Annotated in this window: 24 protein-coding genes and 1 tRNA gene; 12 read left to right on the plus strand and 13 right to left on the minus strand. The window is 68.5% G+C overall.

Annotation, left to right across the window (positions count from 1 at the left end):
• Positions 1-2: 2 nt before the first annotated feature.
• Complete coding sequence (locus tag ACIA5C_RS18055; RefSeq protein WP_396055876.1) at positions 3-539, plus strand: GNAT family N-acetyltransferase; 537 nt, start codon at positions 3-5, stop codon at positions 537-539.
• On the opposite strand, the gene ACIA5C_RS18060 is transcribed toward ACIA5C_RS18055, so the two are convergent.
• Entirely contained in the window at positions 529-1,374 is an 846-nt protein-coding gene (locus ACIA5C_RS18060) for an LLM class flavin-dependent oxidoreductase (RefSeq protein ID WP_396055878.1), read from the minus strand. The two genes, ACIA5C_RS18055 and ACIA5C_RS18060, sit on opposite strands and share 11 nt — an antisense overlap.
• A 55-nt stretch (positions 1,375-1,429) precedes the next feature.
• Here ACIA5C_RS18060 and ACIA5C_RS18065 point away from each other — a divergent pair, with 55 nt between their 5' ends.
• A complete protein-coding gene (locus ACIA5C_RS18065) occupies positions 1,430-1,990 on the plus strand; it encodes a hypothetical protein (protein ID WP_396055880.1) in 561 nt (186 codons plus the stop codon).
• Here the strand turns inward: ACIA5C_RS18065 and ACIA5C_RS18070 are convergent.
• Together ACIA5C_RS18070 and ACIA5C_RS18075 are read right to left on the minus strand one after the other, a co-directional pair.
• Positions 1,977-2,528: an NADAR family protein gene (locus tag ACIA5C_RS18070; RefSeq protein WP_396055882.1), complete on the minus strand. Its 552-nt coding sequence runs from the start codon at positions 2,526-2,528 to the stop codon at positions 1,977-1,979. The two genes, ACIA5C_RS18065 and ACIA5C_RS18070, sit on opposite strands and share 14 nt — an antisense overlap.
• A gap of 186 nt (positions 2,529-2,714) precedes the next feature.
• Positions 2,715-3,668, minus strand: a complete 954-nt coding sequence (locus tag ACIA5C_RS18075; RefSeq protein WP_396055884.1) for a helix-turn-helix transcriptional regulator — start codon at positions 3,666-3,668, stop codon at positions 2,715-2,717.
• Between the two features lie 68 nt (positions 3,669-3,736).
• Here ACIA5C_RS18075 and ACIA5C_RS18080 point away from each other — a divergent pair, with 68 nt between their 5' ends.
• Entirely contained in the window at positions 3,737-4,828 is a 1,092-nt protein-coding gene (locus ACIA5C_RS18080; RefSeq protein WP_396055886.1) for a magnesium and cobalt transport protein CorA, read from the plus strand.
• Between the two features lie 136 nt (positions 4,829-4,964).
• Positions 4,965-7,514, plus strand: coding sequence for a lipopolysaccharide biosynthesis protein (locus tag ACIA5C_RS18085; RefSeq protein ID WP_396055888.1), 2,550 nt, complete (start codon positions 4,965-4,967; stop codon positions 7,512-7,514).
• Between the two features lie 118 nt (positions 7,515-7,632).
• Here ACIA5C_RS18085 and ACIA5C_RS18090 read toward each other — a convergent pair whose 3' ends face one another.
• Both ACIA5C_RS18090 and ACIA5C_RS18095 read right to left on the minus strand, forming a co-directional pair.
• Positions 7,633-8,082 (minus strand): hypothetical protein, encoded by a 450-nt coding sequence (locus ACIA5C_RS18090; protein ID WP_396055890.1) that lies wholly within the window; start codon positions 8,080-8,082, stop codon positions 7,633-7,635.
• Positions 8,083-8,232: 150 nt separating this feature from the next.
• Positions 8,233-9,192, minus strand: a complete 960-nt coding sequence (locus ACIA5C_RS18095; RefSeq protein WP_396055892.1) for a hypothetical protein — start codon at positions 9,190-9,192, stop codon at positions 8,233-8,235.
• A gap of 270 nt (positions 9,193-9,462) precedes the next feature.
• Between ACIA5C_RS18095 and ACIA5C_RS18100 the strand changes: the two genes are divergently transcribed.
• From ACIA5C_RS18100 to ACIA5C_RS18110, 3 genes are read left to right on the plus strand one after another with little or no spacing between them, the layout of a single operon-like run.
• Entirely contained in the window at positions 9,463-9,849 is a 387-nt protein-coding gene (locus tag ACIA5C_RS18100) for a DUF2750 domain-containing protein (RefSeq protein WP_396055894.1), read from the plus strand.
• A gap of 45 nt (positions 9,850-9,894) precedes the next feature.
• Positions 9,895-10,341: a response regulator gene (locus ACIA5C_RS18105; protein WP_396055896.1), complete on the plus strand. Its 447-nt coding sequence runs from the start codon at positions 9,895-9,897 to the stop codon at positions 10,339-10,341.
• A gap of 29 nt (positions 10,342-10,370) precedes the next feature.
• Positions 10,371-10,694 carry a PRC-barrel domain-containing protein gene (locus ACIA5C_RS18110; RefSeq protein WP_396055898.1) on the plus strand — a complete coding sequence of 108 codons (324 nt, stop codon included), beginning with the start codon at positions 10,371-10,373 and terminating at the stop codon, positions 10,692-10,694.
• On the opposite strand, the gene ACIA5C_RS18115 is transcribed toward ACIA5C_RS18110, so the two are convergent.
• The 6 genes from ACIA5C_RS18115 to ACIA5C_RS18140 all read right to left on the minus strand — a co-directional run bounded on the left by ACIA5C_RS18115 (position 10,657) and on the right by ACIA5C_RS18140 (position 19,198).
• Positions 10,657-11,676 (minus strand): 3-oxoacyl-ACP synthase III family protein, encoded by a 1,020-nt coding sequence (locus tag ACIA5C_RS18115; RefSeq protein WP_396055900.1) that lies wholly within the window; start codon positions 11,674-11,676, stop codon positions 10,657-10,659. The genes ACIA5C_RS18110 and ACIA5C_RS18115 overlap by 38 nt on opposite strands.
• A gap of 131 nt (positions 11,677-11,807) precedes the next feature.
• Positions 11,808-12,710 carry an MHYT domain-containing protein gene (locus tag ACIA5C_RS18120; RefSeq protein WP_396055902.1) on the minus strand — a complete coding sequence of 301 codons (903 nt, stop codon included), beginning with the start codon at positions 12,708-12,710 and terminating at the stop codon, positions 11,808-11,810.
• A 459-nt stretch (positions 12,711-13,169) separates the two neighbouring features.
• A complete protein-coding gene (locus tag ACIA5C_RS18125; RefSeq protein ID WP_396055904.1) occupies positions 13,170-13,883 on the minus strand; it encodes a hypothetical protein in 714 nt (237 codons plus the stop codon).
• A 208-nt stretch (positions 13,884-14,091) separates the two neighbouring features.
• Complete coding sequence (locus tag ACIA5C_RS18130; RefSeq protein ID WP_396055906.1) at positions 14,092-15,390, minus strand: polysaccharide pyruvyl transferase family protein; 1,299 nt, start codon at positions 15,388-15,390, stop codon at positions 14,092-14,094.
• Positions 15,391-15,408: 18 nt separating this feature from the next.
• On the minus strand, positions 15,409-16,740 hold the full coding sequence (locus tag ACIA5C_RS18135; RefSeq protein ID WP_396056652.1) for a lipopolysaccharide biosynthesis protein: 1,332 nt from the start codon (positions 16,738-16,740) through the stop codon (positions 15,409-15,411).
• An 88-nt stretch (positions 16,741-16,828) separates the two neighbouring features.
• Entirely contained in the window at positions 16,829-19,198 is a 2,370-nt protein-coding gene (locus ACIA5C_RS18140; RefSeq protein ID WP_396055908.1) for a hypothetical protein, read from the minus strand.
• A gap of 557 nt (positions 19,199-19,755) precedes the next feature.
• Here ACIA5C_RS18140 and ACIA5C_RS18145 point away from each other — a divergent pair.
• A complete protein-coding gene (locus ACIA5C_RS18145; protein ID WP_396055910.1) occupies positions 19,756-20,361 on the plus strand; it encodes a YdeI family protein in 606 nt (201 codons plus the stop codon).
• A 56-nt stretch (positions 20,362-20,417) separates the two neighbouring features.
• Here ACIA5C_RS18145 and ACIA5C_RS18150 read toward each other — a convergent pair whose 3' ends face one another.
• Both ACIA5C_RS18150 and ACIA5C_RS18155 read right to left on the minus strand, forming a co-directional pair.
• On the minus strand, positions 20,418-21,257 hold the full coding sequence (locus tag ACIA5C_RS18150) for a hypothetical protein (RefSeq protein WP_396055912.1): 840 nt from the start codon (positions 21,255-21,257) through the stop codon (positions 20,418-20,420).
• A 199-nt stretch (positions 21,258-21,456) separates the two neighbouring features.
• Positions 21,457-21,532: transfer RNA gene (locus ACIA5C_RS18155), tRNA-Lys, on the minus strand.
• A gap of 163 nt (positions 21,533-21,695) precedes the next feature.
• Between ACIA5C_RS18155 and ACIA5C_RS18160 the strand changes: the two genes are divergently transcribed.
• From ACIA5C_RS18160 to ACIA5C_RS18175, 4 genes are all read left to right on the plus strand, one after another.
• Positions 21,696-22,913: an Ig-like domain-containing protein gene (locus ACIA5C_RS18160; RefSeq protein ID WP_396055914.1), complete on the plus strand. Its 1,218-nt coding sequence runs from the start codon at positions 21,696-21,698 to the stop codon at positions 22,911-22,913.
• Between the two features lie 132 nt (positions 22,914-23,045).
• Positions 23,046-24,269, plus strand: a complete 1,224-nt coding sequence (locus tag ACIA5C_RS18165; RefSeq protein WP_396055916.1) for an Ig-like domain-containing protein — start codon at positions 23,046-23,048, stop codon at positions 24,267-24,269.
• An 82-nt stretch (positions 24,270-24,351) separates the two neighbouring features.
• Positions 24,352-24,795 carry a hypothetical protein gene (locus ACIA5C_RS18170; RefSeq protein WP_396055918.1) on the plus strand — a complete coding sequence of 148 codons (444 nt, stop codon included), beginning with the start codon at positions 24,352-24,354 and terminating at the stop codon, positions 24,793-24,795.
• Between the two features lie 39 nt (positions 24,796-24,834).
• The gene (locus ACIA5C_RS18175) at positions 24,835-25,446 is read left to right on the plus strand and encodes a hypothetical protein (protein ID WP_396055920.1); all 612 of its coding nucleotides are present in this window, start codon (positions 24,835-24,837) and stop codon (positions 25,444-25,446) included.
• The last annotated feature ends 325 nt before the right edge of the window (positions 25,447-25,771 follow it).

Here is a 25,771-nt window from a genome sequence, read left to right on the forward strand (position 1 = left end):
CCATGTCGATCACGACTCGTCGCGCCGGATCACACGACGCAAATCTTCTCCACGACCTGGCCGCGCGTACTTTCGGGCTCGCCTGCCCGCCCGGGACGCTCCAGGCCGACATCGACGCGTTCATCGCGCTCCACCTGTCGCGGGAGCGCTTCGCGGACTATCTGGCCGACCCGGCCCGCATCCTGCTGATCGTGGTTCACGACGACGAGCCGGTGGGCTATTCGATGCTGGTCAGCGGCCCGATCGCCGACCCCGACGTCGCCGCGCTGGTGGACGCCACGACCAGCATCGAGCTCAGCAAGTTTTATCTGGCCGAGGACCGGCACGGGTCGGGGGCTGCGGCCGCGCTGATGGCGGCGACCCTCGACGAGGCCGCCCGCACCGGGGCGAAGTCGTGCTGGCTGGGCGTCAACCAACGCAACGTGCGGGCCGGGAAGTTCTATGCGAAGCAGGGCTTCGAGGTGGTCGGCGAGAAGCGGTTCCGGGTCGGGTCGGAACTCCACCACGACTTCGTACGGCTGCGGCCGCTCACGACTTGACCAGCGGCGCGACCCGGTCGGCCGCGAACCGGACGAACTCCGCCGCCGACGGCTCGTCGGGCAGCGGGTTGAGGATGACCCGGGTCGCGCCGGCCGCGGCGAACTCGCGGACCCCCTCGGCGATGTCGGCCGGCCCGCCGCCCACCCCGATGTACGACTGGCCCCAGTGCTCGGCCGCGGCCCGCAGCCGGGCGGCGGCGTGCGGGCCTGACGCGACCGGCACGAAAACGATGATGTCGTGATCGTCGCCCTGGGCGATCAGTTCACGGGCGGAGGCGACGTCGGCCGGGGACGTGCCGCCGGACAGCACCGTGCCGTCGCCCACCTGCCCGGCCAGCGCCAGGGTCCGGGGACCGGTCGCGGCGACGAGCAGGCCGGGTGCGGGCGCCGACGGATGGTCGAGCCGTACGGCGTCGAGGTGGACGTAACGGCCGTCGACCGTGACGGTCTCGCCGTGCAGCAGGGAACGCAGCGACGACGCGTACTCCTGCAGCAGCGTGAGCGGCGATCCGGCCTTGACACCCACCTGCGCCATCCAGCTCTGCACGCCGTGGCCGATGCCGGGCATCGCCCGGCCGCCCGACATCCGGGCCATCGTGGCGATCTCCATCGCGCAGAGCGCGACGTTGCGGAACGGCACCGGCATGATGCCGAGGCCGACGCGCAGGTCGGTGGTCCAGGCGAGGGCGGCCGAGGCTGCGGCGACGCCGCCGTTGAGGAAGCAGTCCTCCCATAGCCAGAGTTCGTCGAGACCGGCCCGGTCGGCGGTCGTCGCGATCTCGCGCAGGGTTTCCGGCGGGTTGTTCGGAAGGGCGATGGCGCCAAGGGTCGTCATGCCGCCATTCTGCCCATTTCGTCGATCACCGCGGGGGCGCGGTAGTGTCTCGCAAGTGCTCCGACGCGCCCTTCTCGTTCTGCTGATTCCGCTGATCCTCGGTGCTTGCGGAGTGGCCGCACGACCCTCAGCGACGTCGTCGGCCGCGCCGGTACCGCCGATCGTCGAGGCGCCCCTGCTCGAGCAGTGGTCGACGTGGAGCGTCACCCCGCGCCGCGGGGCGCACTGCTGGCACGACAAGGAATCCGGCCTCTGGTTCGTCGCCGCGCCCTCGGGGCCGGCCTCGGCCAACTGGGGGTGCAACGTGCCCGCCGGCTCGTCGCTGCTGGTGGTGGCCGCCTCGATGTCCGGCGTGACGCTGCCGATGTGCTCCTACGACTACGCCGAGGAGGTCGGGGTCGACGGATCGGCCGGCTTGGACGGTCGGCCGGTCGCGCTGCGCTGGCTGGGCCCGGTCGACGCGGCCGCCACCCCGGGCCTTCGCACGGAGCCCGAGCGCACGTGCGCGCTGACCGGCATCACGGTGCCGCTCGCCAAGGGCTATCACACGCTGATCACGCAGTACATCCTCCGGGGAACGATGGTCACCGTGACGATGGACGTCAACGCGTCCTGAGCTGCTCCCGCGCCTGCATCAGCGCGAAGCCGAGCAGGTTGAGCCCGCGCCAGCGGACCGGGTCGGGGGCCCGCTCGTCGGAGGCGGCCAGGCCGATGCCCCACACCCGGTCGGTCGGGCTGGCCTCGACCAGCACGCGGTCGCCGGTGCCGGCCAGCCACGCCCGCAGGTCGTCGTGCTGCCCGAACTTGGCCAGGCTGCCGGCGACCACGATCGCGAAGCGCTCGGCGGCCCACTTGCGATCGTCGTAGCCGGCCACGCCGCGGCCCAGCATCTTGGCGTCGCGGGGATGCCCGGCGTCGAGGATGCGGGCGGCCATCGCGGCGTCGCCGAACAGGGTCGCCTTGCGCCACATCATGTAGTGCTCGGCGGAGCGGAACCGGAGCCCGTCCACCGTGAACTCGGCCGGCCACCACTGGCTCAGGCAGCCGGCGCCCACGCTGCCGTCGGGCTGCGGCCGGTGGCCCCAGAAGAAGAGGTATTTCACCGGGCCGGTCAGCGCGAGCAGTTCATCGACGCTGCGCGGGATGTCGGTCACGGCGCCCAGTATCCGGGACTCGGGCAGCGACCGGCATCCGGTTTACCGGATCCGATGTAGACAAGTTGATTCTTATATAAGCCTTCGCTGAAAAAAGCAGAAAGTTGTCGCACCCACTGACTAGTTTCATCTCTGCGGATCGGCGCCACGGGGGCGCCGATCCGCGCTCGCTCAACTCAACACTGCTCAATCAAGGCTGCTCAGCAGCAGCTCGCCGGTCGCGCGCACCCGCTCCCGCAGCAAAAGAGGCGACTCGACCACGAACGGCGCGCCGACCACGCCGAGCACCATGACCGGCCAACCCAGGTCGTCGACGCTCATCCGCAGCCGGCAACGGCCGTCCTCCAGCGGCTCGACAGTCCCCCAATGGCCGACGACCGCCTCGACCCGCGAAACCGGCGCCTCGAGCAGGAGAGCCACCTCGTGCCGGGTCGGTATCGCCGCCATCCGGGAGCGCAGCCAGGCCACCGGGTCGCCGCCCGGCAGTTCGCGGGGCCGGAACCGTGCGCCGGTCAACGCCGGCTCGTTCAGCCGGTCGACCCGGAAACTGCGCCAGTCGCCGCGGTCGAGATCCCACGCTACGAGATACCAGCGGCGGCCGAGCGAGACCAGGCGGTGCGGCTCGACGTGCCGGGCGGTCGTCTCGGACTCCCGCGCGGTGTACTCGAAACGCAGCCGCTCCTCGCCCCGGCAGGCCAGCGCGATCGTGGTGAGCGCGTCCGGATCCAGGGTCGGGCCGCCGCCGAGGACGCCGGGCGCGGTGGCCACCCGCAGCGCGTCGATGCGGCGCCGGAGACGGGGCGGTAGCAGCTGGATGACCTTGGCCAGGGCGCGTACGGAAGTCTCCTCGAAACCCGCCACCGCACCGGCCGCCGCCGTCCGCAGGCCGACCGCGATCGCCACCGCCTCGTCGTCGTCGAGCAGCAGCGGAGGCACGGCCGCCCCGGCCTGCAGCTGGTAGCCGCCGGCGACACCCCGGCTGGCGTCGACCGGGTAGCCCAGCTCGCGCAGCCGGTCGACGTCGCGCCGGAGGGTGCGGTCGCTGACCTCGAGCCGGCCGGCCAGCTCCGGGCCGGGCCAGTAGCGATGGGTCTGCAGCAGCGACAACAGGCGCAGCATGCGGGCACTCGTGTTGGCCATGACACAAGAGTGCCCGAGATTGCGGTCAGTTTGTGTCCGCTGTCGCCTCCGACCGCTACGGTCATGCCATGTTCGGGTCGGAACTCATCCCGCGGGCGCTCGGCCGCCTCATCGAGGGCATCGCCCCACGCGACCGGCCGGGCCTGCCCGCCCAGCGCCACGCCAATCCCGACGCGATCGTCGACTGCGGCGTCTACGCAGCCGGCGCCCGCCGCCCCGAGCGGGGCCACTTCACCGACGCGGCCCGGCAGGCCCGCCGGCTGCGGGGCGCATTCGTCTGGCTCGGGCTCCACGAGCCCGACCGGGCCACCATGCGGACGGTCGGCGAGATCTTCGGGCTGCACGAGCTGGTGGTCGAGCAGACGGTCGAGCCCGGGAACCGCCCGCTGGTCGACACCATCGGCGACGTCACCCGCCTGGTGCTGCGCACGGCCCGCTACGTCGAGCACGACCGGCTTACCGCGACGTCGGAGGTGGTCGACACCGGCGACGTCACCCTGCTGATCGGCCCGTGGTTCGTGATCTCGGTGCGGCACGGCGCGGCCGGCGCGCTCTGGCCCGTACGCCGCGACCTGGAGAAGCGCCCGGCCACCCTCCGCCAGGGCCCGTGGGCGGTGGCGCACGCCGTGGCGAACCGCATGGTCGACGAGTACCTCGAGGTGGCCGACCTGGTCGAGCGCGACCTGGAACGCCTCGAGGAGGAGACCTTCGCCGCCCAGCGCAACGCCGGCATCGCCCACTTCTATCAGCTCAAGCGCGAGATGGTGGAGTTCCGGCGGGCGGTGCTGCCGCTGCAGGAACCGCTCGCCCGGCTGGTCGAGGTGGCCGAGCCGCCGGCCGCCCTGCGCCCCTACTTCGCCGACGTGCGGAGCCGGCTGGGCCGGGCGGTCGACCGGGTCGCCGGGTTCGACAACCTGCTCGACTCGATCCTGCAGGCCCGCCTGGCCCAGGTGTCGGTCGACCAGAACAACGACATGCGGATGATCGCTTCGTGGGCCGCCATCGCCGCGGTGCCGACGGTCATCGCGGGTCTCTACGGCATGAACTTCGAGAAGATCCCGGGGATGCAGTCGCCGTACGGCTTCTCGGTCGTCATCGGTGCGATGGCCGCGATCTGCGGGGTTCTCTACTGGCGTTTCCGTCGGGTCGGTTGGTTGTGACTCAAAGTAACTGTCAGCACCAGCCCCAATTGCCCCATTCCTCAGCCATTCGGCCAGGTGCCAGCGCTGACAGGTGACCGATCTTCCGGCCGCTCCGCCCTACCGCTGATATACGCCGAGTAATTACGGTTGTCGGGTGACCGCCACCGAGGCAAGAACCCACCGCGCGCCCGCCGCGACACGCCTACGCGGGCACGTCGACCTTTTCCTCAACGCCGGCTCGCTGATGGCGACCACTCTGATCACCTCGCTGTTCGGCTTCGCCTACTGGTGGCTGGCGGCCCGCGTCGCGCCCGCCGCGGCCGTCGGCCAGGCCTCGGCCGCGGTCTCGGCGATGACGCTGATCGGCACGATCGGCATGTTCGGCATGGGCACCATGCTGATCAGCGACCTGCCGTCGCTGAAGAGCCACAAATGGGACCTGATCTCGACCTGCCTGCTCGTCGCGGGCGCGGCCGCCACGATCGGCGGCGTTCTCTACGTCACCCTGGCCCACTGGTTCGTTCCCGGGCTGCGAACCAGCACCCCGGCCACGATCCTGCTGGTCGTCGGCATCGCGCTCAACGCGATCACCCTGGTGCTCGACGAGGCCCTGGTCGGGCTCCTCCAAGGCCCGCTGCAGCTGATGCGCAACGCCTGGTTCTCAGTCATCAAGCTGGTGCTGCTCGGCGCGGCTGCCCTGCTGCCGTTCACCCTGAACGGCGGCGGCCTGCTGCTGACCTGGGTGGCCGGCATCGTGCTGTCGACCGCGATCCTCGGCCGCGCGCTGCGCCGCCGCGGGATGATCGACTCGCTGCAGCCGCGGCTCTCACTGCTGCACGGGCGCGGCCGCACCGCCTTCGACCACAACCTGCTCAACCTCGCGACCTATCTGCCCCGGGCCGCCCTGCCGCTGGTCGTCACCGCGGTGCTGTCGGCCGAGGCCAACGCGTCCTTCTACACCGCGTTCATGGTGCTGTCGTTCCTGGCCATGGTGCCCGGCAACGTGGCGCTCACCCTGTTCGCCGTGACCAGCGGCGACCGCGCCGCGCTGCGCTCGAAGGTGCGGGTCGGGCTGGCGCTCTGCCTGGGCGGCGGCCTGCCGGTCTCGCTGCTGGTGGTCGCCCTGGCCGGGCCGATCATGTCGGTCTTCGGCCACCAGTACGCCGCGTCGGCCACCACCGCGCTGCGCATCCTGGCCCTGACGTACGTGCCGTTCGTCTTCCACCACTTCTTCCTGGCCGTCTCGCGGGTGCAGAACCGGGTCCGCGGCGCCGGGATCTTCTCGGTCTTCGCCGGCGCCGCCGAACTGCTGGCGGCCTGGTACGGCGGCAGCCGGGGAAGCCTCACCGACCTCGTCGCCGCGGTCGCGATCGTGATGGGGATCGAGACGGTGATCGTGGCACCGACCGTCCTGCGGGTGGTCTTCGCTCGGCCCGCCGGCCTTGACCCGGGAATCAAAGTCATGTCGACCACACGCCTCACCGTGCACGAGCGGGCCTGGCTGCCGCTGGAGTACATCCGCACGATCGGCCCGCTGACCGGTGTCAACGCGCCCCGGATCCGGCTGGCCCTGCTCGGCCTCTACCAGGCAGATCCGAAGCACCGCGCGGTGTCCCGGCTCGACCGGTCGAGCGGCCGCTGGCAGCACCTCTACGCCTCGGAGATCGGCGCGTACATCGAGCAGGCGGTCACCGACCTGGGCGACGGACCGGCCGACTTCGACGCGATGACGCGGCAGTTGCAGGCCGAGCCGCGCGGGGACCACCCGGTGCGGATCCTGGTCGGCGGCGGATATGTCGCCATGAAGGTGTCGCACGCGTACGGCGACGCCGGCCCGGTCAACGACCTGCTGCACGAACTGGTCTCGGCGGCCGCGGAATACCGGCCGGCCATCCTCCCGCCGCTCGCCCGCCCGCGGTTCGCGTTGTTCAAGGCGTGGTTCGCGCAGTTCGGCACCAAGCCGGGGCGCTGGAAGACGGGCATCAGCTTCGCGCGGCCGCCGGCCCACGAGGAGACCGCGATCCGGCCCTGGGAACCGGCGCTGACGGTTCGTACGGCCCGGTCGGCCAAGGTGCTCAAGCAGATGCGGGCCTGGCGCGACGAATACGCCCCCGGAGTCACCACCTCGGCGATCACCTTCGCGGCGTTCACGGCCGCCCTGAGCGAGCTCGGCCTCGACCCGGACCTCTCCGGCGGCACGTTCCTCGCCGACGCGCGGCGCTACCTGGCCAAGGGCACGGTCATCGACAGCAACTTCTGCTTCGGGCCGTACCTCTCGCCGGACCGCCTGACCGACCCGATGTCGATCCACACGACGCTGAAGGCGGAGCTGGGCACCGGTCGCATCCTGACGATGATGATGCTGCGAACCGGCAAGATCGGGCTCCTGGGTGCCCCCGGGATGCCGGACACGTTGCCCTCGCAGATCACGGTGCGCCCGCGCCCGCGGCTGACGTTCAGCAACCAGGGCCGGCACGACATGCTGGGCGACCTGGACTGGACGGCCGACCCGGCGTGGCGGGTCAACCAGAGCGTGCCGACGCTCACCGGGCCGGAGGGCATCACGCTGACGACCAGCGAGATGAACGGGGTGCTGCACCTCGAGGCGACGTTCCACGCCTCGACCTTCGACGCCGGCCTGGTGGCCCGGGCACTCGAACTGGTCTGCACCGATCCGGCGGCGCTCATCATGGCGCGCCGGTAGTACGAGCCGCGCCCGGCCGGAACTGCCCCCAGCCGGCCGGGCGCTTCTCATTTCTCTATGTGATCAGCCGCGTGACGGTGGTATCTCTCCGGCCGTAGCAGCGGCTGGGTAGCCAAAATCAGGCGCGCACCGGCAGCCAGAAACCGATGGCGTCGTTCATGGTGGGCGAGTCCCACCGGCAGCGGTCGTAGTCGACCGTTGCCGCCAGGAACGCCCGGTCGGGCCCGTCCTCGTGCGCGGTGACCCGGAACGAGGTGTAGTCGATCCGTCCCGGCCGCAGCCCCTCCCCCCGTGAGAAGGAGGTGTAGCGGCGGTCGCTCGGATAGGCCACGTCGATGCTCCGTCCGCCGTGCACCCGGACCCGCACGTGACAGACCGGGCGGTCGGTGGTCCAGCGGATGGTGACCCATTGCGGGTCGTGCGGGTTGACCGGCTGCAGCACCGCGGTGAGCGGCTGCGGGCCGTCGCGGCCGGGCGGGGCGGCCGAGGCGGGTGCCGGGGCGCTCAGCGAGGCCAGGCTCATCGCCGAGGCCAGGGTTGCTCCGAGAACGGCGAGTCGGCGGCTCATTTTCATGGCAAGTCCCCCTGTCCTAGAGCCTAGGGGTGCCTGCCGGGAATGTGCTGGTTTTCGGGATTCGGGCGCGCTTTGCGGCGCCCTCACGCTTCTTTCCCGTACGCCGTGAGCCGTCGACCGTCCACGAGTCTGATCGTGGTTCGGTCAGCCCCGGTTGCCGTTGCCCCCGGTGCCGGTGCCCCCCGTGCCGTTCCCGTGGCCGTGGCCGGTGCCGCCGTTGTCGCCGGTGCCGGGCCCGTTGTGGTGGCTGCCGTCGCCGGTGCCGTTGGCCGAGGTGCCCGGGTTGGGAGCGCTCGAGGTCGTCGTGGCCGGAGCCGGGGTGGTGGTGGCCGGAGCCGGGTTGTTGTTCGCCGGGGCCGGCGCCGACGTGGTCGGGGCGGGGGCGCCGGTCGGGGGCAGGTGGTGGTGCCCCGGGCCGCCGTGGTTGTCACCCGGCTGGCCGTGGTCGTTGCCACCGGGCCCGCCGGGCTGGCCGTGGTTATCGCCGGGTTGGCCGTGGTCGTTGCCGCCCGGAGCCCCGTGGTTGTCACCCGGTTGGCCGTGGTCGTTGCCGCCCGGAGCCCCGTGGTTGTCACCCGGCTGGCCGTGGTCGTTGCCGCCCGGACCGTTGCCGCCGGGACCGTTGCCCGGACCGCCCGGCCAGTCGTGTCCCGGCCGGTCGTTGCGCAGCACCGGGAGCGTCAGCGTGAACGTCTTCGACTGGCTGCGGGCGTGGAAGCCGCAGGTGTCGTACGTGATGACGGCCCGCAGGAGGGCCGCCCCGGGCCGGTCGAAGTCCGGGTTGATCTGCACCGACGTGTAGTCGGTGCGGCCCGGGCGCAGCGAGTTGCCGCGGTTGAAGGAGGCGTAACGCCGGTGGCCGGGGTAGCCGACGTCCACCCCGCGGGCCGCGACCCGCACCTGGACGTCGCAGACCGGCCGGTCGGTGCGCCAGTAGATGTCGACCTGGTTGGTGGTGAAGGCGCGTACCGGGCGGAGCCAATTCGAGACCGGCTCCGGGCCGCGCGAGGCGGCCGAGGCGGGCGCGCTCGCGACCATGGACGCGACGCCGACCGCTGTGGTCGCCATCGCGACGATCGCGCCGATTCGCCGACTCTTGTTCATTCCGAATTCCTCCAGTGCCAGACGGTGCCGGCCGCTTGCGCGACCGACAAAACGGACACTATTGGAGCTACTCCGAGTTGTTGGTGCTAAACCCAGCGTTTCGTACTTACTTATTCTTTCTTGTACAAAATGTTTAGCCAGCCCTGACCGAAAAGATGATGTTGAACTCGCCCTCCCCAGCGGGCGCGTTTTCGCAGCTCAGAGGCGTGTCAAACCACTCATTAGCCGACAAGTAGGGCAGGATGACGCGTACGGAAAGAGGGGGAATCGATGTCGCTCAGCGGGGCCCACAAGGCGGCGTTTCGCCGCGAAGTTCTGGTCGAGGGGCGGGTCTTCGCGATCCGCGACGGGGAGGGCTACCCGGCACCGGCCGATCCGGAAGGCCGCCGGGCGGTGCCGTTCTGGTCGAAGCCGACCCGGGCCCGGCGGGTGGCCGACCAGGCCGCGGCATTCCTCGGGTTCGAGATCGTGGTGATCGAGCTGGACGACTGGCTCGCCGGTTGGCTGCCCAGCCTCGAACGCGACGAGATGCTGGTCGGCGTCAACTGGTCCGGAGCCCGGGCGACCGGTTTCGATCTCACTCCGGCGCAGGTCGCCGAGTGGTTCACCGAGCAGCGGGAGGCACTCGCGGCGGGGATGCAGATGGCGGCCGGCTGAGACCTACCCCTATGCTTGCGGCACTGCAAACAAAAGGGGACGACCGTGCGCAGCAACCTGCAGATCCTGGTCGTCGACGACGACGACGCGGACGCCCTGATGATCTCGGAGGCTCTGGAGAGCGCCGATGCGCAGGCCACCGTCGAGCGCGTGGCCGACGGCCGGGAAGCGCTCGACTATCTGCGCCGCGAGGGCAAGTTCGCCGACGCGCAGCGGCCCGATCTGATCCTGCTCGACCTCAACATGCCGCGCATGGACGGGCGTGAGACGCTGGCCGCGATCAAGACCGACGACCGGCTCAAGGCCATCCCGGTGGTGATCCTGACTACGTCCGGGGCCGCCCCCGACATCGCGTCGAGCTATCAGCACCGCGCCAACGCGTACGTGACCAAGCCGTTCGGCCTCGACGACTTCGAGGCGACCGTGCGGCAGATCGACCGCTTCTACCGTGAGGTCGCCACGCTGCCCTCGGACGGCCCGTCCCCGGCGTAACCCAGGCGTTCGGGGGTAAGACCGGGGGCATGACCGACGCACAGGACCTCGGCGAGCCCGTCTCCTACCTGGTGACCAAAAACGGCACTCCGGTCTTCGACAGTTCGGGTGACCGGGCCGGCGAGGTCGAGCACGTCCTCGCCGACGACGAGGACGACGTCTTCCACGGCCTGATCGTCAAGACCGCGGCCGGGCACCGCTTCGCCGCCGCCGACCACATCGACGGGCTGTTCGAGCACGGCGTGATCATCAACGTGCCGGCCGCGCAGCTTCCCGTGCCTTCGGCCGACGACAGCTCCTCGATCGCCGCAACGCTCAAGCGAGCCTGGGAGTGGCTGATCCAGCCGAAGTAGGGCCCCATCGCAGGAGTGCCGCCCCGACCGACATGCCGCCGCCGAACCCGGCCAGCAGCACCAGGTCGCCGTCGTGCAGCGCGCCGGAGCGGGCCGCCTCATCGAGCGTCACCGGCACCGAGGCGCTGCCCACGTTGCCGTAGCGGTCGAGTGTCAGGTGGGTGACGGCGTTCTCGAGGTGCGCCTCGCCGACCAGTTCCTGCAGCATCACGCCGTTGGCCTGGTGGGGAATGAAATGCTGCACGTCCTCGGGCACCGCGCCGGCCCGCTTGAGAAGCATGTTCAGCGCCGGCGGCACCCCCGCGTTGACGAAGTCGCGCACGCCACGGCCGTTCATGTGGAAGTAGTGCTGCCCGTGAGTGACGGTGTATGGCGAGGCCGGCATCCGGCTGCCGCCCGCGGGCACCTGGATGAGGTCGGCGGCGTCGCCCCGGCTCACCAGCTCGCGGTCGATGATCCCGTACCCGTCCGGCACCGCACCGACCACGACGGCACCGGCACCGTCGCCGAAGAGCACGGCCGTACGCCGGTCGGTGAAGTCGAGGATGCGCGAGTAGACGTCGCTGGCCACCACCAGGATGCGTGCCTCGGGGTTGACCGCGATCAGGCCCTCGGCCATGGCCAGCGCGAAGACGAACCCGGCGCAGACGACGTTGACGTCGAAGCAGGCGGCCCGCTCGGCCCCGATCGCGCGCTGCACCAGGGTCGAGGTCGGTGGCTGCGGCATGTCCGGGGTCGAGGTCGACACGATCAGGAAGTCGAGGTCGGCCGGGTGCACGCCGGCGTCTCGCAGCGCGGCCCGGGCGGCGACCGCGGCCAGGTCGGAGGCGGCCTGATCGGGTGCCGCGAACCGCCGGGCCTGGATCATCGTCTTGCGCGAGATCCAGTCCGGGTCGGCTCCGGGGACGCGCTCGGCAAGGTCGGCGTTCGTCACCACCTCGGACGGCAGGTAGGAACCGGTGCCCAGAATGCCTACGCCCATGTCGTCGCCCCCATATATCCGGCTTGCCTGCTACCGGTCAATGGTGCGTTTTGCGCGGGTAATCGCCCTCAGGCCGGGGTACCGGACCGCACGCCGATCGGGCGTCTCTTTCGCGGCTTTCGGTCAATTTGTCAGCGGGACGAGCGGTCGCGGTAGGTCCAGGCGCCGCCGAGCGTGGGGCCACTACGCTCGGCGGCACCCGGCCCGGACGGCTGGACCGTGGGAAACTCGCCGGTCCGCTGCTGCGGGACGGCGGCGGCCGAGCCCTCCCGGCGCGCGGCCAGATAGGCAGCGGCCGCCCGGTCCTCCTCGTTGGGTGCCGCCATCAGGGCGTAGACCAGGCCGATCAGGGCGAACACCACGGCCAGGCCGATCGGCACCAGCATGCTGCTGGCCGTCGCGCCGGCGAGGTTGCCCTGCGGCGAGTGCTCCATGACCGACATGGCGGACATGCCGGTGAAGTGCATCCCGTTCACGGCCACGCCCATGACCAGCGCCGACAGGAAGATGACCAGCGGCTTCTGCACGGTGATGCTCAACCAGAGGGCGACCGTGGCCGCGACCACCGCGATGCCGATCGAGAGACCGACCCGGGTCATCGAGTACGAGATGTCGCCGTTCAACCGCATCGCGGCCATGCCCAGGTAGTGCATGGCGACGATGCCCAGCCCCGACAGCACACCGCCGACGATGAGCCGCACGTTCTGATACCTGTTGCCGAACGCGACGATCGCCACGCCCACCGCGACCGCGGCGATCGGGATGATCGCGCTGGCGAAGGTGAGGCCCACGTCGTACCGGATCGGGGTGCCGACGACGCTGAAGCCCATCATCGCGACGAAGTGCATGCTCCAGATGGCGGTGCCACCGAGGGCGATGGAGGCGAGGACCAGCCACCAGATCCGCTCGCCGCGCCCTTGCGCGGCGCGCAGCCGTACGGCACACGTCAGCCCGAGCATCGAACCGAGTACCGACAGCACGTAGCTCACCGTCGGAGTGATCCAGCCGTGGTCGAAGTGATGGATCGTCGCCATCGAAGAATTCCCTCCCGCGATCTCGGGTTTCGCCGACCGATACGGCCTGCTTGATCGTTATCGCGTGAGGCATTGTTACGCAACTGGCGGCACGACGCAGCAACGGATGGCCGAACGTTCGCAGGAAGGCGTTGCGGCTGGTCAGGGCGGAAGTCGAGTACCAGCCGAGACTGATACGCCGATCGATGCAGCGCTGTCGCTTGACAGAGCCGTACGTCGATGAAGTATTTCCTTCGGGCAAAATTCGGAAAACCCGGAAATCCCGTAATCGATCACCCCGAAAATTGCGAGGTACGGGCCTTTACGTCCGTTTGGTTCCCGAGCGCTACGGGCCGGTTGCAGCGCGTATGCGGGGGCACGCAGATCCTTTGCAGGGACCGGCGTCATGGCTGGTCAAGCCGGCGAATCATGATTCACACCAGTCGAGAAGACGCCCAAAAGGAACGTCCGCGTACTGGACTAGCCGACTTTCCAGGAGCCGATCACGTCCTGCAGGGGCCAGACGAACACGATGTCGCCCTTGAGCGGCTGCTTGGGCACGTCGAAGACCACCGTGGTGACGTAGGTGCGACCCGCCGTCAGCCGCCGGAACAGCCCGGTCACGCCGGTGGTCTCGCAGCCACTGCCACCCACCGAGTCCAGCCACTCGCCGTCCGGGCGCTGGAACCGGAAGTCGAACTCCGACACATCGGGCACGCCGTCGAGCACCTTGACCCGTACGGTCGTGGGCAGGTATCCGCCCTTCTTGGGCTTGACCGCGTACGGGTTGCAGCCCGTCTTCCGGTACTTGCCGGCGATGACCGTGACCTCGAACCTCTCGCCGTTCTCGCCGGTCACGGCCAGCGGACGGCCCATGGTGAGCTGCTGCGGACCGAGGGCGGCGCCGTTCGGACCGGCGCTCGCCGATTCTTCAGGCGTCGTCGCGGCCGTTCTCGAGTGGGCCGACCTCGATGAGGTGACGGGGGCTGCCGCGTGATGATCGAACGCCGGGCGCAGCACCAGAACGACCGCGGTGACGAAGCCGATCACCAGCAGCGCCAGCCCGGCCGCGAAGTAGGCGGTGAAGAACCCGCCGATCGAGCGGCGCGGAGCCGGGGCGGGGGCGGCGTTCGGCGGAGGCGCCCAGGCCGGATAGGGGTCGTCCGGTACCGGCGGCCGCGGGGATCCGTTCACGGGAAGGAAGCATAGATGAGCACCGCTCACCCCCGTGGCCACGAATCCGTGGCAAGAAGCCGGCATGTCGCCTGACCCGTCACGAGCGTCATGGCCTGAACAGCCTCGTACGAGCATGGGTCTCTGATCCCGCCCAGGCGGGACCGCGGCGTGCGCGGCCCCGCCACTCGCCGAAGGGCATACAGCCGCCGGGAATGCGGCAGCGGCGTCAGGCGGATAGCACGGCGCGGTCGCCGTCGCTGACCGTGGCCGATACGTCGGAGCGGTACAGGACGCGGAGCAGTTCCGGGAATGACTCGGCCCGCCCGACGTATGCGGGCAGCACGCTGTGCAGCTGATCCAGGTACCGGTCCCGATGCTCGTCCAGGCGCTCGATCAATGCGCGCAACCGCTCATAGGTCACGTCCTCCATGGGCAGCACCCAGTCCTCGAGCCCGAGGTCTCGCATGATGCCGCGCGTCTTGTGCTCGTACTCGATGGCAATGCAGGGCACACGGCTGGTGAGCGCGAAGATGACCGAATGGAACCGGGTGCCGAGTAGGAAGTCGCACTCGCCGTACAAGCGCTTGAGGTCGCGATAGTCGACGACCTCGTCGACGAGTAGCGGCTTGTTCGTGCAGCGGGCGTGGATCCGCCGGCTGACGATCCGGTCGTCATCACCCAGGTAGTCCGTGGTCACCTGAGGAATGAGCACTACTTGCATCTGCCGCGCGTGCAGGTAGTCGATGATGGCGGCCAGCGCGCGCTCGTACCGCTCCTGTTCTTGCGGCGGTAGCCATTGCCGGGCGGTCATGCCGACCAGTCGCGTGGTGCGGTCGATGCCGAGCCGTTCCCGCCAGTCCAGCGATGTCGCCGGATCGAACGCGAAGCCGGAATCGACGGCGCGGATCACGCGATCCGCCGGCAGGCCACATGCGGTGAGGATGTCGACGCTGACGTCTTCGCGGGAAAGCACAAGCGCGGCGCGGCGCAGCGTTCTGGCGACGAAGCGTCGCTGCACGGCGGCCGGGAACGGTCCGTAGGACTGCGGCGCGAACACGACGGGAACCTTGTGCTTCTGGGCGATCAGAGCGGGCAGGAGGATGAAGAAGACGTTCTGGTATCCGTCGAGGCCGGGCCGTGCATTGAGGTATCCGCCGCCCATCGACACAACGAGATCGGCCTCCGACAAGGCCTGAATCTCGCGTTGCGCCTCGGCCGGCAGGAAACGCTTGGCCAGGGTTCCGACCGCGGCCGGCGCGGTGGCGTAGATGCTTGCGGCCAGGCCGACGGCGATTCGCCGGAGAATCCGCGTCGGCCTGCTCGCTGTTCCGTCGGCGACGTAGCGCAGAACTGACCCGATGTTCCGGCACCCGTCGAAGTCGGCATGCCGCTCGGGTGCCTCCATGCCCGCGATGCTCACGTCGGCGTCGGGGAAGGCTTCGCGCACGTGACGCAGGCAGACCGACAGGAGGGCCGCGTCGCCGGCGTTCTCCCGGACGTACGCGTTGATGACAACAACCTTCAAGGATGCTCCTGGGAAAGGTCAGGCAGCCGATTGGCCGACTGGGGAGGGAGATCGAGTTACCAGATACGACGAGCCTTTCGTCGTACACCTATGGCGTCCGGCGGGCCGACGAACTCTCGATACGAACAGGACGACCGCGGCATAGACGCCGGAGGCCGTATTGCCGATGAACCACGCCCAGCCGATGGCGAGCACTCCATGACGCCCGAATGCCTCGACCAGGCCGATAGTGATCACCAGGTAGATCGCGTTGCTGGCGATCAGGTGGCCCATCCGCCGCAGGAACTTGAGCGCAACACTCGCCCAGGTGTTGAGGCCCACGGCGAATGCGCTCAACGACAGCAGGATGAGTAGGTTCCGCGCCTCGGTCGCATACGCCTGCCCGAAGGCCCGCAGCAGCAGGCCACTCGCTCCGGCCACAACGGTTACCGCCGGCACCAGAATCGCCGACAGCATCAGGCCGGACCGGCGCAGCAACGGGCCGAGACGCGACTCGTCCGTCGAAGCCTCGGCCATCAGGGATTCGCCGATCGCGTAGGACGCGGCGTTCAGAAGGTTCGCGATCTGGAACGCCAAGTAGTAGTACGCGTTGGCCTCGGCGCCGAGTAGATGCAGGGTGAGTATCGGCAGCAACATGACCGGACCGAGATTGAGGACGCTCGACACGTAGCTGGCGAACGAGAACCCGACCCGGCCGAGCAGTGGGGTGCGCATCGGACGGAGGGTCAAGCGGAAGTCACTGACCCGGTAGAGAAGGATCACCGACGCCACGGCGGCCACGATGTATCCCCAGCCCACTGACGCGAGAATGCCTGCAGCGCCGAATCCCGCCAGCACGACGGGCAGGACCAGCTTCGTGATCCCTTGAATGAGGCCGTCCACGATCGCGTTGTAATGCGGGATGCGCCGCGCGACGAAGACCGCGTCGGTGAGCATGTTGACGGCGCCGAAGACGCTGAAAACGCTGAAGCCGATGCAGAAGAGCGGCTTTCCCCGGATGAACGTCAGCTCGCCGCTGATCAGCGGGATGGCGGCAAGGTACATCACCGAGACGACGCACGCGGTCACCGCGGTCAGAAGGATGGACTGAGTGACCTCGGTGTTCCGCAGCGGTGAGTTCGGGAAGCGGAGCAGCACGCTGTTGAGCCCGAGCAGGCTCAGATAGCCGATCAGCGACGTGGCCGACACCAGCGAGGTGGCGATGCCCACCGCGGCCGGCGAGAAAAGCCTCGCGACGACGACCCAGAACAGGAACCCCAGGAGCGCCGTGATGCCCGATGCGAGGATGAGGAAGGCCGAGTTGCGTACGAGCTTGTCCGGCCCGGACCCGTCCAGGCCGAGTAGCCGCATTACCGTTTGCAAGGGACCGCTGGGCCTCGGAGGCACCGCGGCTCGGCCGATGTAACGCTCGACATAATCGGTCACACGTCGCTCACCGTCATCGGTACACCTCCGCGCCCTCACTGGCGTAGACCTTGTCCTTCGTAACGTCGAGCAGCCCAAGCGGGTAGCGGTACGTGACCAGGTCGCCGCGGTAGGACAGTGTCGCCTCGCCCTTTTGCACGGTGGTGAAGCCGAGGAATACGTAGGTTTTCGCACCGATCAGCGTGGGATAGATGTCGTTGTAGGTCCGGCCAGTCAGCAGAGTCTGGACGCGGCCGAACGTGTACCGGTCGGTCTGAATCTCCGACTGGACCGACTCGCGATCCGCCTCCGGAGCCTGCTGTCTGAGCCATGCGATGCCGGACCGTTCCTCCGGATGCAGATAGTAAATATCGAAGTACTGACCCTCATTGGCCAAATGCAGCTGCGCCGGATACCCGCCGAGCAGTGTCGGCACGAACCCGGACAGGTCGAGGAACAATCCCACCGAGATGGCGAAGGCGAACGTCGTCGCCCGGCGACCGGTCCACCGAAATATCGAGACGGAGGCCGCTGCGATGAATGGCGCGAAGAAGAACAGGCCCTGCTGGAAGGCGCGAAGTACGCCGTAGTCGACGGACAGTTGCGGCAACACCGTGAGAACGCCGATCAGCACCACCGCGCCGACACTCAACAGAATTTGGTCCGAGGTTGCACGGAACACCGGCTTACGAGCCACCACCGCCAGCACGAGACCGATGAGGAGCAACACCTGAAGCAGCCGGGCAAACGACAGCCGGACGAGGCTGTTGATACCGGTGACGTTCACGCCGGCCCTTTCCAGCAGGCGGCCGAATGGGGTCAGCGGCAGGTCGGCCTGGTCGACCGACGTGACCGGATACTTGTCGACCTCGCTGAGAGGCAGGTAGTCACTGTCGGCGCGCGCCTGCGCGGTCTGTTGGATGGTCTGGGTCGCATAGTTCTTCAGCCGCTGAGCCTCGGTGACCTGCTTACCGCCGAAGATGCTGTACGAGGTGTCCGACGATCCGCTGTCCGACCTCTTGCCGAGAAGCTCGAGCACGGCTGCCTTGGTCGTCGCTTCAGCCTGTCCGCCCGTGTGTGTGGCGGGTCCCGTCCACAGCACTGCGGCAATCGCCGCAATCGCGATCATCCACCACGTCAGCAGCACCGGTCGTTGGAAAGCCTTGCCGAAGCCGCCTCGACGACGCGCCGCCAGACGCCAGCCCACGCCGAGGGCGTACGCCGTGCCGATGACCCCCAGCAATACGTATGTAGTGGAGTAATGCGACAGCACAATGCCGACCAGCAATACGGTCGCCGCGGTCTGCCGGGCACGTAGCGGGCGGCCACTGTCAGCCAGCACCAGAAGTACGCACGCCAGCAGCAAGAACGCGATTTCCTGCCGGGCGAGGAACGCCATGTCGGTGAAGTAGGCAGGAAAAGCGACGAAGTAGATGGCCGAGAGCAGCGCGATGGTCTGCGGGGCGCCGTGCCGGACCGCCCGGTAGAGACCGACCGGAGCTACGGCGAACAACAACGGGATGACCACCTTGAAGACGTACAGGCCCGAGATGCCGGTGAGCCGGACGATCGATACCGGCAGCACAGTGATGCTCATACAAGCGTTGTAGGCGTCGCGGAACGCCGCGATCTGCCAACGGCCGGGCTGATAGGCGAGCTGGAAGACCTCATACTCACGCTGAACGTCGTGGCCGGTGATATACCAGCCGCGCAGCGAGGTGAGCAGCAGCAAAGAGACCGCGACGAAGAACAGTCCGACGCACGTGACAGTCGTGCTGTGCTGCCCGCGCCGAACGAAAAGCACAACGAGAAGGAGCGCCAGGGCAACCAGCGCCGCCATGGCCACCTTGCCGCTGAGCCCGTTGTTCAGCCGGATCGGCCCGGCGATCGAAAGAATGACGCACACCGAGCCGAGCCAGAGCACCGGTCCGAGGCCCTGAACAGGAACGGCGAGGCGCCACCGGAGCCGTCCGGGGGCGGGCGCCGCCGCAGTCAAGGCCAGGATCAGGAACACTGATGCCCAAGCGAGGGGGATCCGCTCGAGCGGAGCTCCGATCCCCGCCCACGGCAACAACGTATTCGTCAGCAGTGCGGCGAGGATGTCACCCAGGACAGCGCCGCCGACGGCGAGAATCGCCCTGCCGTTACGAGTGGAAACGACGGCGTTGGCGATGCCGTACATCAGGACAATCGGCGCACCGAACAGTAACCACAGGCCGGCAGCGCCGAGAAGCGCGCCCGGTACCGATACGCATTCGGCGAGCGCGGCGATGAGGGTCACGGCCAGCAGCAGCCAGCGGCGCCGGAAACGAAGCCGAATCCCGCGGTCGGCGTGGCCCGCCACTGCGGCTGGCAGACGTGACGCGAAGGGAACGGCGGCTTCATACAGCATCGGCAGGTTCACGTCCGCGCCTTGGCGTATCCGGTCCAGCGCGACCGGCCGACTGTACAAGCATGCGGACGTGCTTTCATCTCACCCTTTCAGAAGCAGGCAACGCGTCACTGACGGCCGTTCGCCCGATGTCGCCGACGGAAAACCCATTCGGTAAGCGACGAAAGGAAAGATCATGCCAGCCGGCCCCGAGCGCAGCGGGCCAAGCCCGTTGGCGTACGGCAAACTCCGAAACAATAGGCGAAAGCCTTTCTGAACCGACTGCCAGGACGCTGCGTCTCGCGATGCGCCCAAACACTAACAGTGAACCGGCTCTGCCTTCCCGATCGAGTACCTCGACGGACCTCAGCCGCTAACCCTATTGGTCGATGACAAAGCAGACATTGCCGTCGTTTTTGGTCGCGCCTTGGCGACGCGCAGCCCATTATGAAAACCCTTTCGGGTGACTGCAGATATATTTATCGGAACGCAATCGATCGAATAGCTTGAACCTATGCGGTACTGGTGGCGGCCACCTCGGTTCATGCGGCGACGATCAGCCGCCACGTCGCGTCGGTTAGCCTGCCGTCATGGCGAGCGCCGAGCTGGATGAGTTGATCGTGGCGGACGCCGAGGCGCTACGCGCGTGGTTGTCGGCCAACCACGCTACGTCACCCGGCGTCTGGCTGGCATTGACCAAGAAAGGCGGCACAGTCACCACGCTGACCTGGCAGCATGCCGTCGACGAGGCCCTGTGCTTCGGCTGGATCGACGGGCAGACCCGGAAATGTGATCAGGAAACCTCCTGGATCCGGTTCACCCCTCGCAGAGCCCGCAGCTCCTGGTCGCAACGCAACATCGCCCACGTGTCCCGGCTGGAAGCAGAAGGACGAATGCTGCCCCCAGGCCGTGCTGCAGCAGACGCCGCGAAAGCGGACGGACGGTGGGCCAGGGCCTACGCCCCGCCGTCGGAAGCCGAGGTACCGGCCGACCTCCTCGCCGCCATCGCCGCCGTTCCGGCCGCCCAGGCCATGTTCGACGTACTCACCAAGACCAACCGGTTCGCCCTCATCTACCGCGTCAATGCCGTCAAACGGGCGCAGACCCGCGAGCGGAAGATCGGCGAGTTCGTCGCCATGCTGGCCCGCCACGAGACGATCTACCCGCAGAAGGCCAAGCCTCCGAACTCGCCGTAATCGGTACCTTCACCGATCTGCCGCGAACCGATCGCCACTTAGCGCCACGCCCCCGTTCAGTCGAGGCGCAGGCGGCTGTTCCAGCCGCCGCTCCACGCGTTGCGCCAGACGGCCAGCCCGTCGTAAGTGAACACGCACCCCACTCCTACGCCCCAGTCCTCGCTCTCGCGGACGGCGGGATCGGCAAGCGTCTGGCCGAGTGCATCGACGGGAACGACCGAATATGCGTCACTGCTGTCGTCGGGAAAGTGGCGTACCTCGATCAGGCCGGCACGGACGAAGAACAGCAACGGGCCCAGCTGCTCCTCGATCCACGCCTGCCGATCGGCGCCCTGAAGCTCGGATGGCGGGTCGGTCCAAATACCGAACGCTCCGGTCAGCATGCCGCTGGACTCCGCAGCACATACCAGCACCTCACGTTGCTCTCTGCTCAGCTGCTCCCACGCGGGAAAATCGGCCGTATCGACCACGGGGTACACGTCGGCGGACCAGCGGTCGCGCAACTGCTGCGCTGCGCGGAAGGTGTAATCATTCGCCGAGGAAGGGTTCCAGATCCAGTTGGCGGGCTCGGCGAGGACGTGCCGCAGCGGTTCGCCCGACAGCAGGACTTCGCCTTCGCCGCGGAGATGCCGCCGACGGACGATAGAGAGCAGTCCGCCGGTCGCCAGCGTCATCGCGACGTCCGCGAGTTGAGGGACCAAGCGGCACTGCTCGTCGTCGGTGTAGCTGCGCGGCGGCACGCCCGGCATGCCGGCCCAGCGCATCGCGGCCCCGTACGTCTGTATCGTGCCGGCCAGCCGCGCCCCAGACACAGCGGCACGAATCAATGTCTGCTCGGCGATGCTCAAGGTGTTCCAGGTCGGCACCTGTCCGGTTCGCAAATCAACTGCTCCCATAGCTGACATCCGGCAATCCATCAATGTCAACGTGCCTCGCCCACTGCGCGGGCATCGCCCTTAAGAACGTGCAGCAGCATCGTGCTGACCGCCGGCACAGGCAATCGAGTCGCCGCAGGGGCGGGAGGTGAGGCCGCCCGCCGACGTCTCACAAAGATCAAGGGCGCATAGCTCGGAAGCTATACGCCCTGGTGAAACCTGGTGCGCCGCGTAGGACTTGAACCTACAACCCGCGGATTAAGAGTCCGCTGCTCTGCCAATTGAGCTAGCGGCGCTCGCTGGCAACGACGGAAACGTTAGCACGGGCCTCGGTCATCCAAGAAATCCACCCCCCGCCAAGATCAGGAGAGGGATTCAGCCGCCTGGCCGACTCCCGACCTTGCATCCATGGGGCAGGATGTCCCCGGCAAACTTAAGAACGGGCTAAGGGTGGTCTGCATGCGTCGCTCGCTGGTGGCGGTCGTTGCGATGGCGGTGATCGCGCCGCTGGCGCTGTCGGCGTGCGACAGCAAGAAGAGCGGGGCGGCCGCTCCGGCGTCGGCGCCGAGTGACCGGGTGGAGAACGCCACGACCGCCCCGGCCGTTCCGGTCTCGCTGAGCATCACCCCGGCCGCCGGCAAGAAGGACGTGCCGGTGAGTGCCGAGGTCGGCCTCAAGCTTACTGGCGGCAAGGTCAGCTCGGTGACGGTCAAGGGCGGCGACGGCAAGGCCGTCGCCGGTTCGCTGCGCGACGACGGTTCCAGCTGGGTGCCCTCCAAGCCTCTGAAAACCCATGAGAAGTACGCGGTGACGGTCGTCGCCACCGGCGCGGCGGGCGATGCGAAGACCGTGACCACCTCGTTCACCACCATGGGCGCCCCGGCGCACAGGACCGGCACCGGGCTCTACCTTTTCGATGACCACACCTACGGGGTGGCCATGCCGGTCGTCGTCGAGTTCAGCCCGGGCATCCGGAAGGCCGACCGCGCGGCCGTGCAGAAGCGGCTGTTCGTCACGACCTCGCCGGCGCAGCCGGGCGTGTGGGCGTGGACCTCGAACGGCACCCAGGCCTATTACCGCGCGCCGAAGTTCTGGCATTCGGGCACCAAGCTCACGGTCCGGGCCGCGCTGGGCGGCCTGCCGACCGGCTCGGGGCGTTACGGCGACCGCGACCGCTCGGCCAGCGCCAAGATCGGGCGCGACCTGGAGATGAAGGTCGACAACGCGAGCAAGAAGATGTCGGTGGTGCAGGACGGCAAGGTGGTGCGCACGATGCCGGTGAGCCTGGGCAAGCCGAGCACCCCGTCGGCGAGCGGCACTATGGTCGTGATGGACAAGCTGGCGTCGACCGTTTTCGACACCACCGACACCGACGGCGCGGCGGGCTACCGCACGCAGATCGAGTTCGCGCAGCGGCTGACCTGGAGCGGGCAATACATTCACTCCGCGCCGTGGTCGACCGGCGCGCAGGGGCACACCAACGTGTCGCACGGGTGCGTCAATGTGTCTCCGTCCAACGCGAAGTGGCTGTTCGACAAGACGCTCATCGGTGACCCGGTGGTGGTCAAGGGCACGGGCGACAAGCTGCAGTACGGCGACGGCTGGACACCGTGGAATGTGAGCTGGGCCGATTTCGTCAAGGGCAGCGCGCTGCCGGTGCCGGCCAACCTGGCATAAGCCGTAACCACTCCGGGCGATACCTAAACACCCCAAATCGGATAGACGGACCCCGGCACGAATCCGGGATTGGTGCGGAGACAGGCATCAAGCATGATTGGCGGGCCGATCCGAAAAGGCCGTGAGGGGACGATGAAAAGCATTGTGGTTCGACGACCGTGGCGGATGGCCGGGGTCGCGGTGATCGCGGGCGCGGTGCTGCTCGCCTCCGGTTGTGGCCACGGTGACAAGTCGCCGTCCTGGCAGGGTGGCGGCGCCTCCCAGCAGCCCTCCGGTTCGAAGAACGAGGCGGCTCCCCCGCCGAAGCAGAGCACGGTCGCGGTGGTCGAGCCGAAGGCCGACGCCACCGGCGTCCTGGCGGTCACGCCGATCAAATACTCGTCGGAAGACCCGGAGAACACGACCGTCAAGGTCACCGACGCCAAGGGCAACGAGGTCAAGGGCACCGTCGACAAGGACGCCAAGACGTTCACCCCGGCCAAGGCGCTGTCGTACGGCACGAAATACACGGTGACCGTCAACGGCACGGCGACCGACGGCAAGGGCGGCACCAGCAGCAGCGCCTTCACCACGATGAAGGCGCCCACCAAGGTCATCCGGGCGACGAGCTTCCTCGGCGACGGCATGACGGTCGGCGTGGGCATGCCGCTGATCGTCAAGTTCAACCGGGCGATCCCGACCGCGTACCGCGACGACGTCGAGCGCCGCATGGTGGTCACCGCGTCGCCGGTCCAGGAGGGCACCTGGCACTGGATCAGCTCGACTGAGGTCCACTTCCGGCCCAAGGTCTACTGGAAGGCCAATTCCAAGGTCTTCTACCGGGTGTCGCTGGCCGGCGTCCCGCTCGGCAACGGCTACTACGGCAGGACCGACATGACCGTCGACATCAAGGTCGGCCGGTCGTTCATCATGACGGTCTCCAACCGGACCAAGCAGATGACGGTCACCGAGAACGGCAAGGTCATCAAGAAGCTGCCGGTGAGCCTGGGCAAGCCGAGCACCCCGTCGTGGAGCGGCACGATGCTCGTGATCGACAAGCAGCGCCACACGATCTTCGACACGACCGACACCGACCCGGTCAACGGCTACAAGACCCCGATCGACTTCGCGCAGCGCATCACGTGGAGCGGCTCGTTCATCCACGCCGCGCCGTGGTCGGAGGGCAAGCAGGGCCACGTCAACGTCTCACACGGCTGCGTCAACGTCTCGGAAAAGATGGGCGCCTGGCTCTTCGGCCGCACCCTGGTCGGCGACGTGGTCACGGTCAGCGGCACCGAGCAGAAGCTGAAGAACGGCAACGGCTGGACCGACTGGAACGAGAGCTACTCGGAATACAAGAAGGGCAGCTACCTCTAAAGACCACGTCGGTGGGGCCCGGTCGGTTTCCGACCGGGCCCCTTTCCGTACGTGGTGAGCCAACCCGCCGTAACCTGTCCAAATGCCGCAAAACCGCCACCGGTTCGCGCCCGTCGCGGCCGCCCTGTTCCTGGCCGCCTGCGGACACTCGACGCCCGCACCGCCGGCTCCCCCGGCCGCCCCACCGGCAACGACCTCGGCGATGGCCGCACCGCCCGCCCCGGCCGACGTCCCGACCGCCGAGGCCTCGGGAGCCCTGCCCGGCACCCGCACCTGCGCCGACCTGACCACCGCGATCACACAGGCCACTCTTATGGAACCGGGCGTGGTCGACCGCATCGTCAAGGCCTCGTCGACCGCCGACGCCCCGGTGGCCGACGCCGCCCGACGCCTCTCGGCCGCCTACGCCAAGGCGACGACATCGAAGGGCACCGCCCAGGAGCCGGACGCGGTCGCCGCGGTCAGCGCCGCCGCAGCCGACATGGCCGGCGTCTGCGCCGAAAGCGGCCTCGAAAGCGCCGGCTGACCCCGTTAGGCTGAGGCCGGCCGCTGCGGGAGGTGGGCGATGCCGGACCGTTACCGGGTCGACCTGAGCTACCGGCTGGTCGGACCGTTCGGCCGGTCCCCCGACACGCACCACAAGACGTGGTTCTTCGATCTGCCGGCCCCCCGCTGGGACGAACTGCTCCCCCGCATCTTCTACGACGCCAACGTGGCCATGCGCCGGCAGGAGCCCCACGACGAGAGCTGGCTGGCCCTCGACGACTACGACGGCCGCCCGGTGCCGGTCGGCGCCATGCTGGCCTGGGACGGCGAGGCCACCAGCGCGAAGGCCGCCGCGCACCTGCCGTGGATTCTCGCCTCCTGCGCGGTCACCTGGGAATTCACCTCCTGCTACCTGGTCGACGAGACCGGCGCGTACGACGGGATGACCGGCAACGACTTCTCGGAGCTGATGCTCTACCGGGCCCTGGAGGAAGGCCGGGCCACCGGCGCGCAGGCGCGGGAATTCCTGGCCAAGCTGTACCCGGGGAACCCTTCGGTCTACGCCGAACGGCAGCAGCGCCTGGCCAACCTGGTCACGGTGCGGGCGACCACGGACTTCCGGCGCCCACCCGGCAGCACACCGTTCGTCTCCGGCCCGGTGCGGGAGTTCACCTGGCCGGCCCGTCGGTAACCGGATGGCGTCGGGCGATGTGGACGGACGCGACGACGTGGTCACTGGTGATTTTCTGACCGAAGGCGGGTCTCCTCTCCTTTCAGCGGGGGGCGCCTTTCTCAGGTTCCTCATAGGTGACCTGGACTATTAGTAAAAAGGCGTCGCCCGCGTCCATGATCAGGTTGTATGGTCTGTCCGCCGTGTGCGCCGTCACTCCGTACGGGACTGACTTCAGGCATCGCAATGAGGCACCATCCACATATCGATGACGGACGGCACGCCAGGATGGGCCGGCCGCTGATCCCGGTGGGGGCACCGGTGGATCAGAAAAGAGGAATGAACT

This window comes from Actinoplanes sp. NPDC051343, assembly GCF_044455125.1.
Lineage (GTDB): Bacteria > Actinomycetota > Actinomycetes > Mycobacteriales > Micromonosporaceae > Actinoplanes.

Coding starts and splice junctions, on each gene's coding strand:
- ACIA5C_RS18055 (WP_396055876.1), top strand. CDS start 3: ATGTCGATCACGACTCGTCGCGCCGGATCACACGACGCAAATCTTCTC.
- ACIA5C_RS18060 (WP_396055878.1), bottom strand. CDS start 1,374: ATGACGACCCTTGGCGCCATCGCCCTTCCGAACAACCCGCCGGAAACC.
- ACIA5C_RS18075 (WP_396055884.1), bottom strand. CDS start 3,668: ATGGCCAACACGAGTGCCCGCATGCTGCGCCTGTTGTCGCTGCTGCAG.
- ACIA5C_RS18080 (WP_396055886.1), top strand. CDS start 3,737: ATGTTCGGGTCGGAACTCATCCCGCGGGCGCTCGGCCGCCTCATCGAG.
- ACIA5C_RS18090 (WP_396055890.1), bottom strand. CDS start 8,082: ATGAGCCGCCGACTCGCCGTTCTCGGAGCAACCCTGGCCTCGGCGATG.
- ACIA5C_RS18095 (WP_396055892.1), bottom strand. CDS start 9,192: ATGAACAAGAGTCGGCGAATCGGCGCGATCGTCGCGATGGCGACCACA.
- ACIA5C_RS18100 (WP_396055894.1), top strand. CDS start 9,463: ATGTCGCTCAGCGGGGCCCACAAGGCGGCGTTTCGCCGCGAAGTTCTG.
- ACIA5C_RS18110 (WP_396055898.1), top strand. CDS start 10,371: ATGACCGACGCACAGGACCTCGGCGAGCCCGTCTCCTACCTGGTGACC.
- ACIA5C_RS18115 (WP_396055900.1), bottom strand. CDS start 11,676: ATGGGCGTAGGCATTCTGGGCACCGGTTCCTACCTGCCGTCCGAGGTG.
- ACIA5C_RS18120 (WP_396055902.1), bottom strand. CDS start 12,710: ATGGCGACGATCCATCACTTCGACCACGGCTGGATCACTCCGACGGTG.
- ACIA5C_RS18135 (WP_396056652.1), bottom strand. CDS start 16,740: ATGCGGCTACTCGGCCTGGACGGGTCCGGGCCGGACAAGCTCGTACGC.
- ACIA5C_RS18145 (WP_396055910.1), top strand. CDS start 19,756: ATGGCGAGCGCCGAGCTGGATGAGTTGATCGTGGCGGACGCCGAGGCG.
- ACIA5C_RS18150 (WP_396055912.1), bottom strand. CDS start 21,257: ATGGGAGCAGTTGATTTGCGAACCGGACAGGTGCCGACCTGGAACACC.
- ACIA5C_RS18160 (WP_396055914.1), top strand. CDS start 21,696: ATGCGTCGCTCGCTGGTGGCGGTCGTTGCGATGGCGGTGATCGCGCCG.
- ACIA5C_RS18165 (WP_396055916.1), top strand. CDS start 23,046: ATGAAAAGCATTGTGGTTCGACGACCGTGGCGGATGGCCGGGGTCGCG.
- ACIA5C_RS18170 (WP_396055918.1), top strand. CDS start 24,352: ATGCCGCAAAACCGCCACCGGTTCGCGCCCGTCGCGGCCGCCCTGTTC.
- ACIA5C_RS18175 (WP_396055920.1), top strand. CDS start 24,835: ATGCCGGACCGTTACCGGGTCGACCTGAGCTACCGGCTGGTCGGACCG.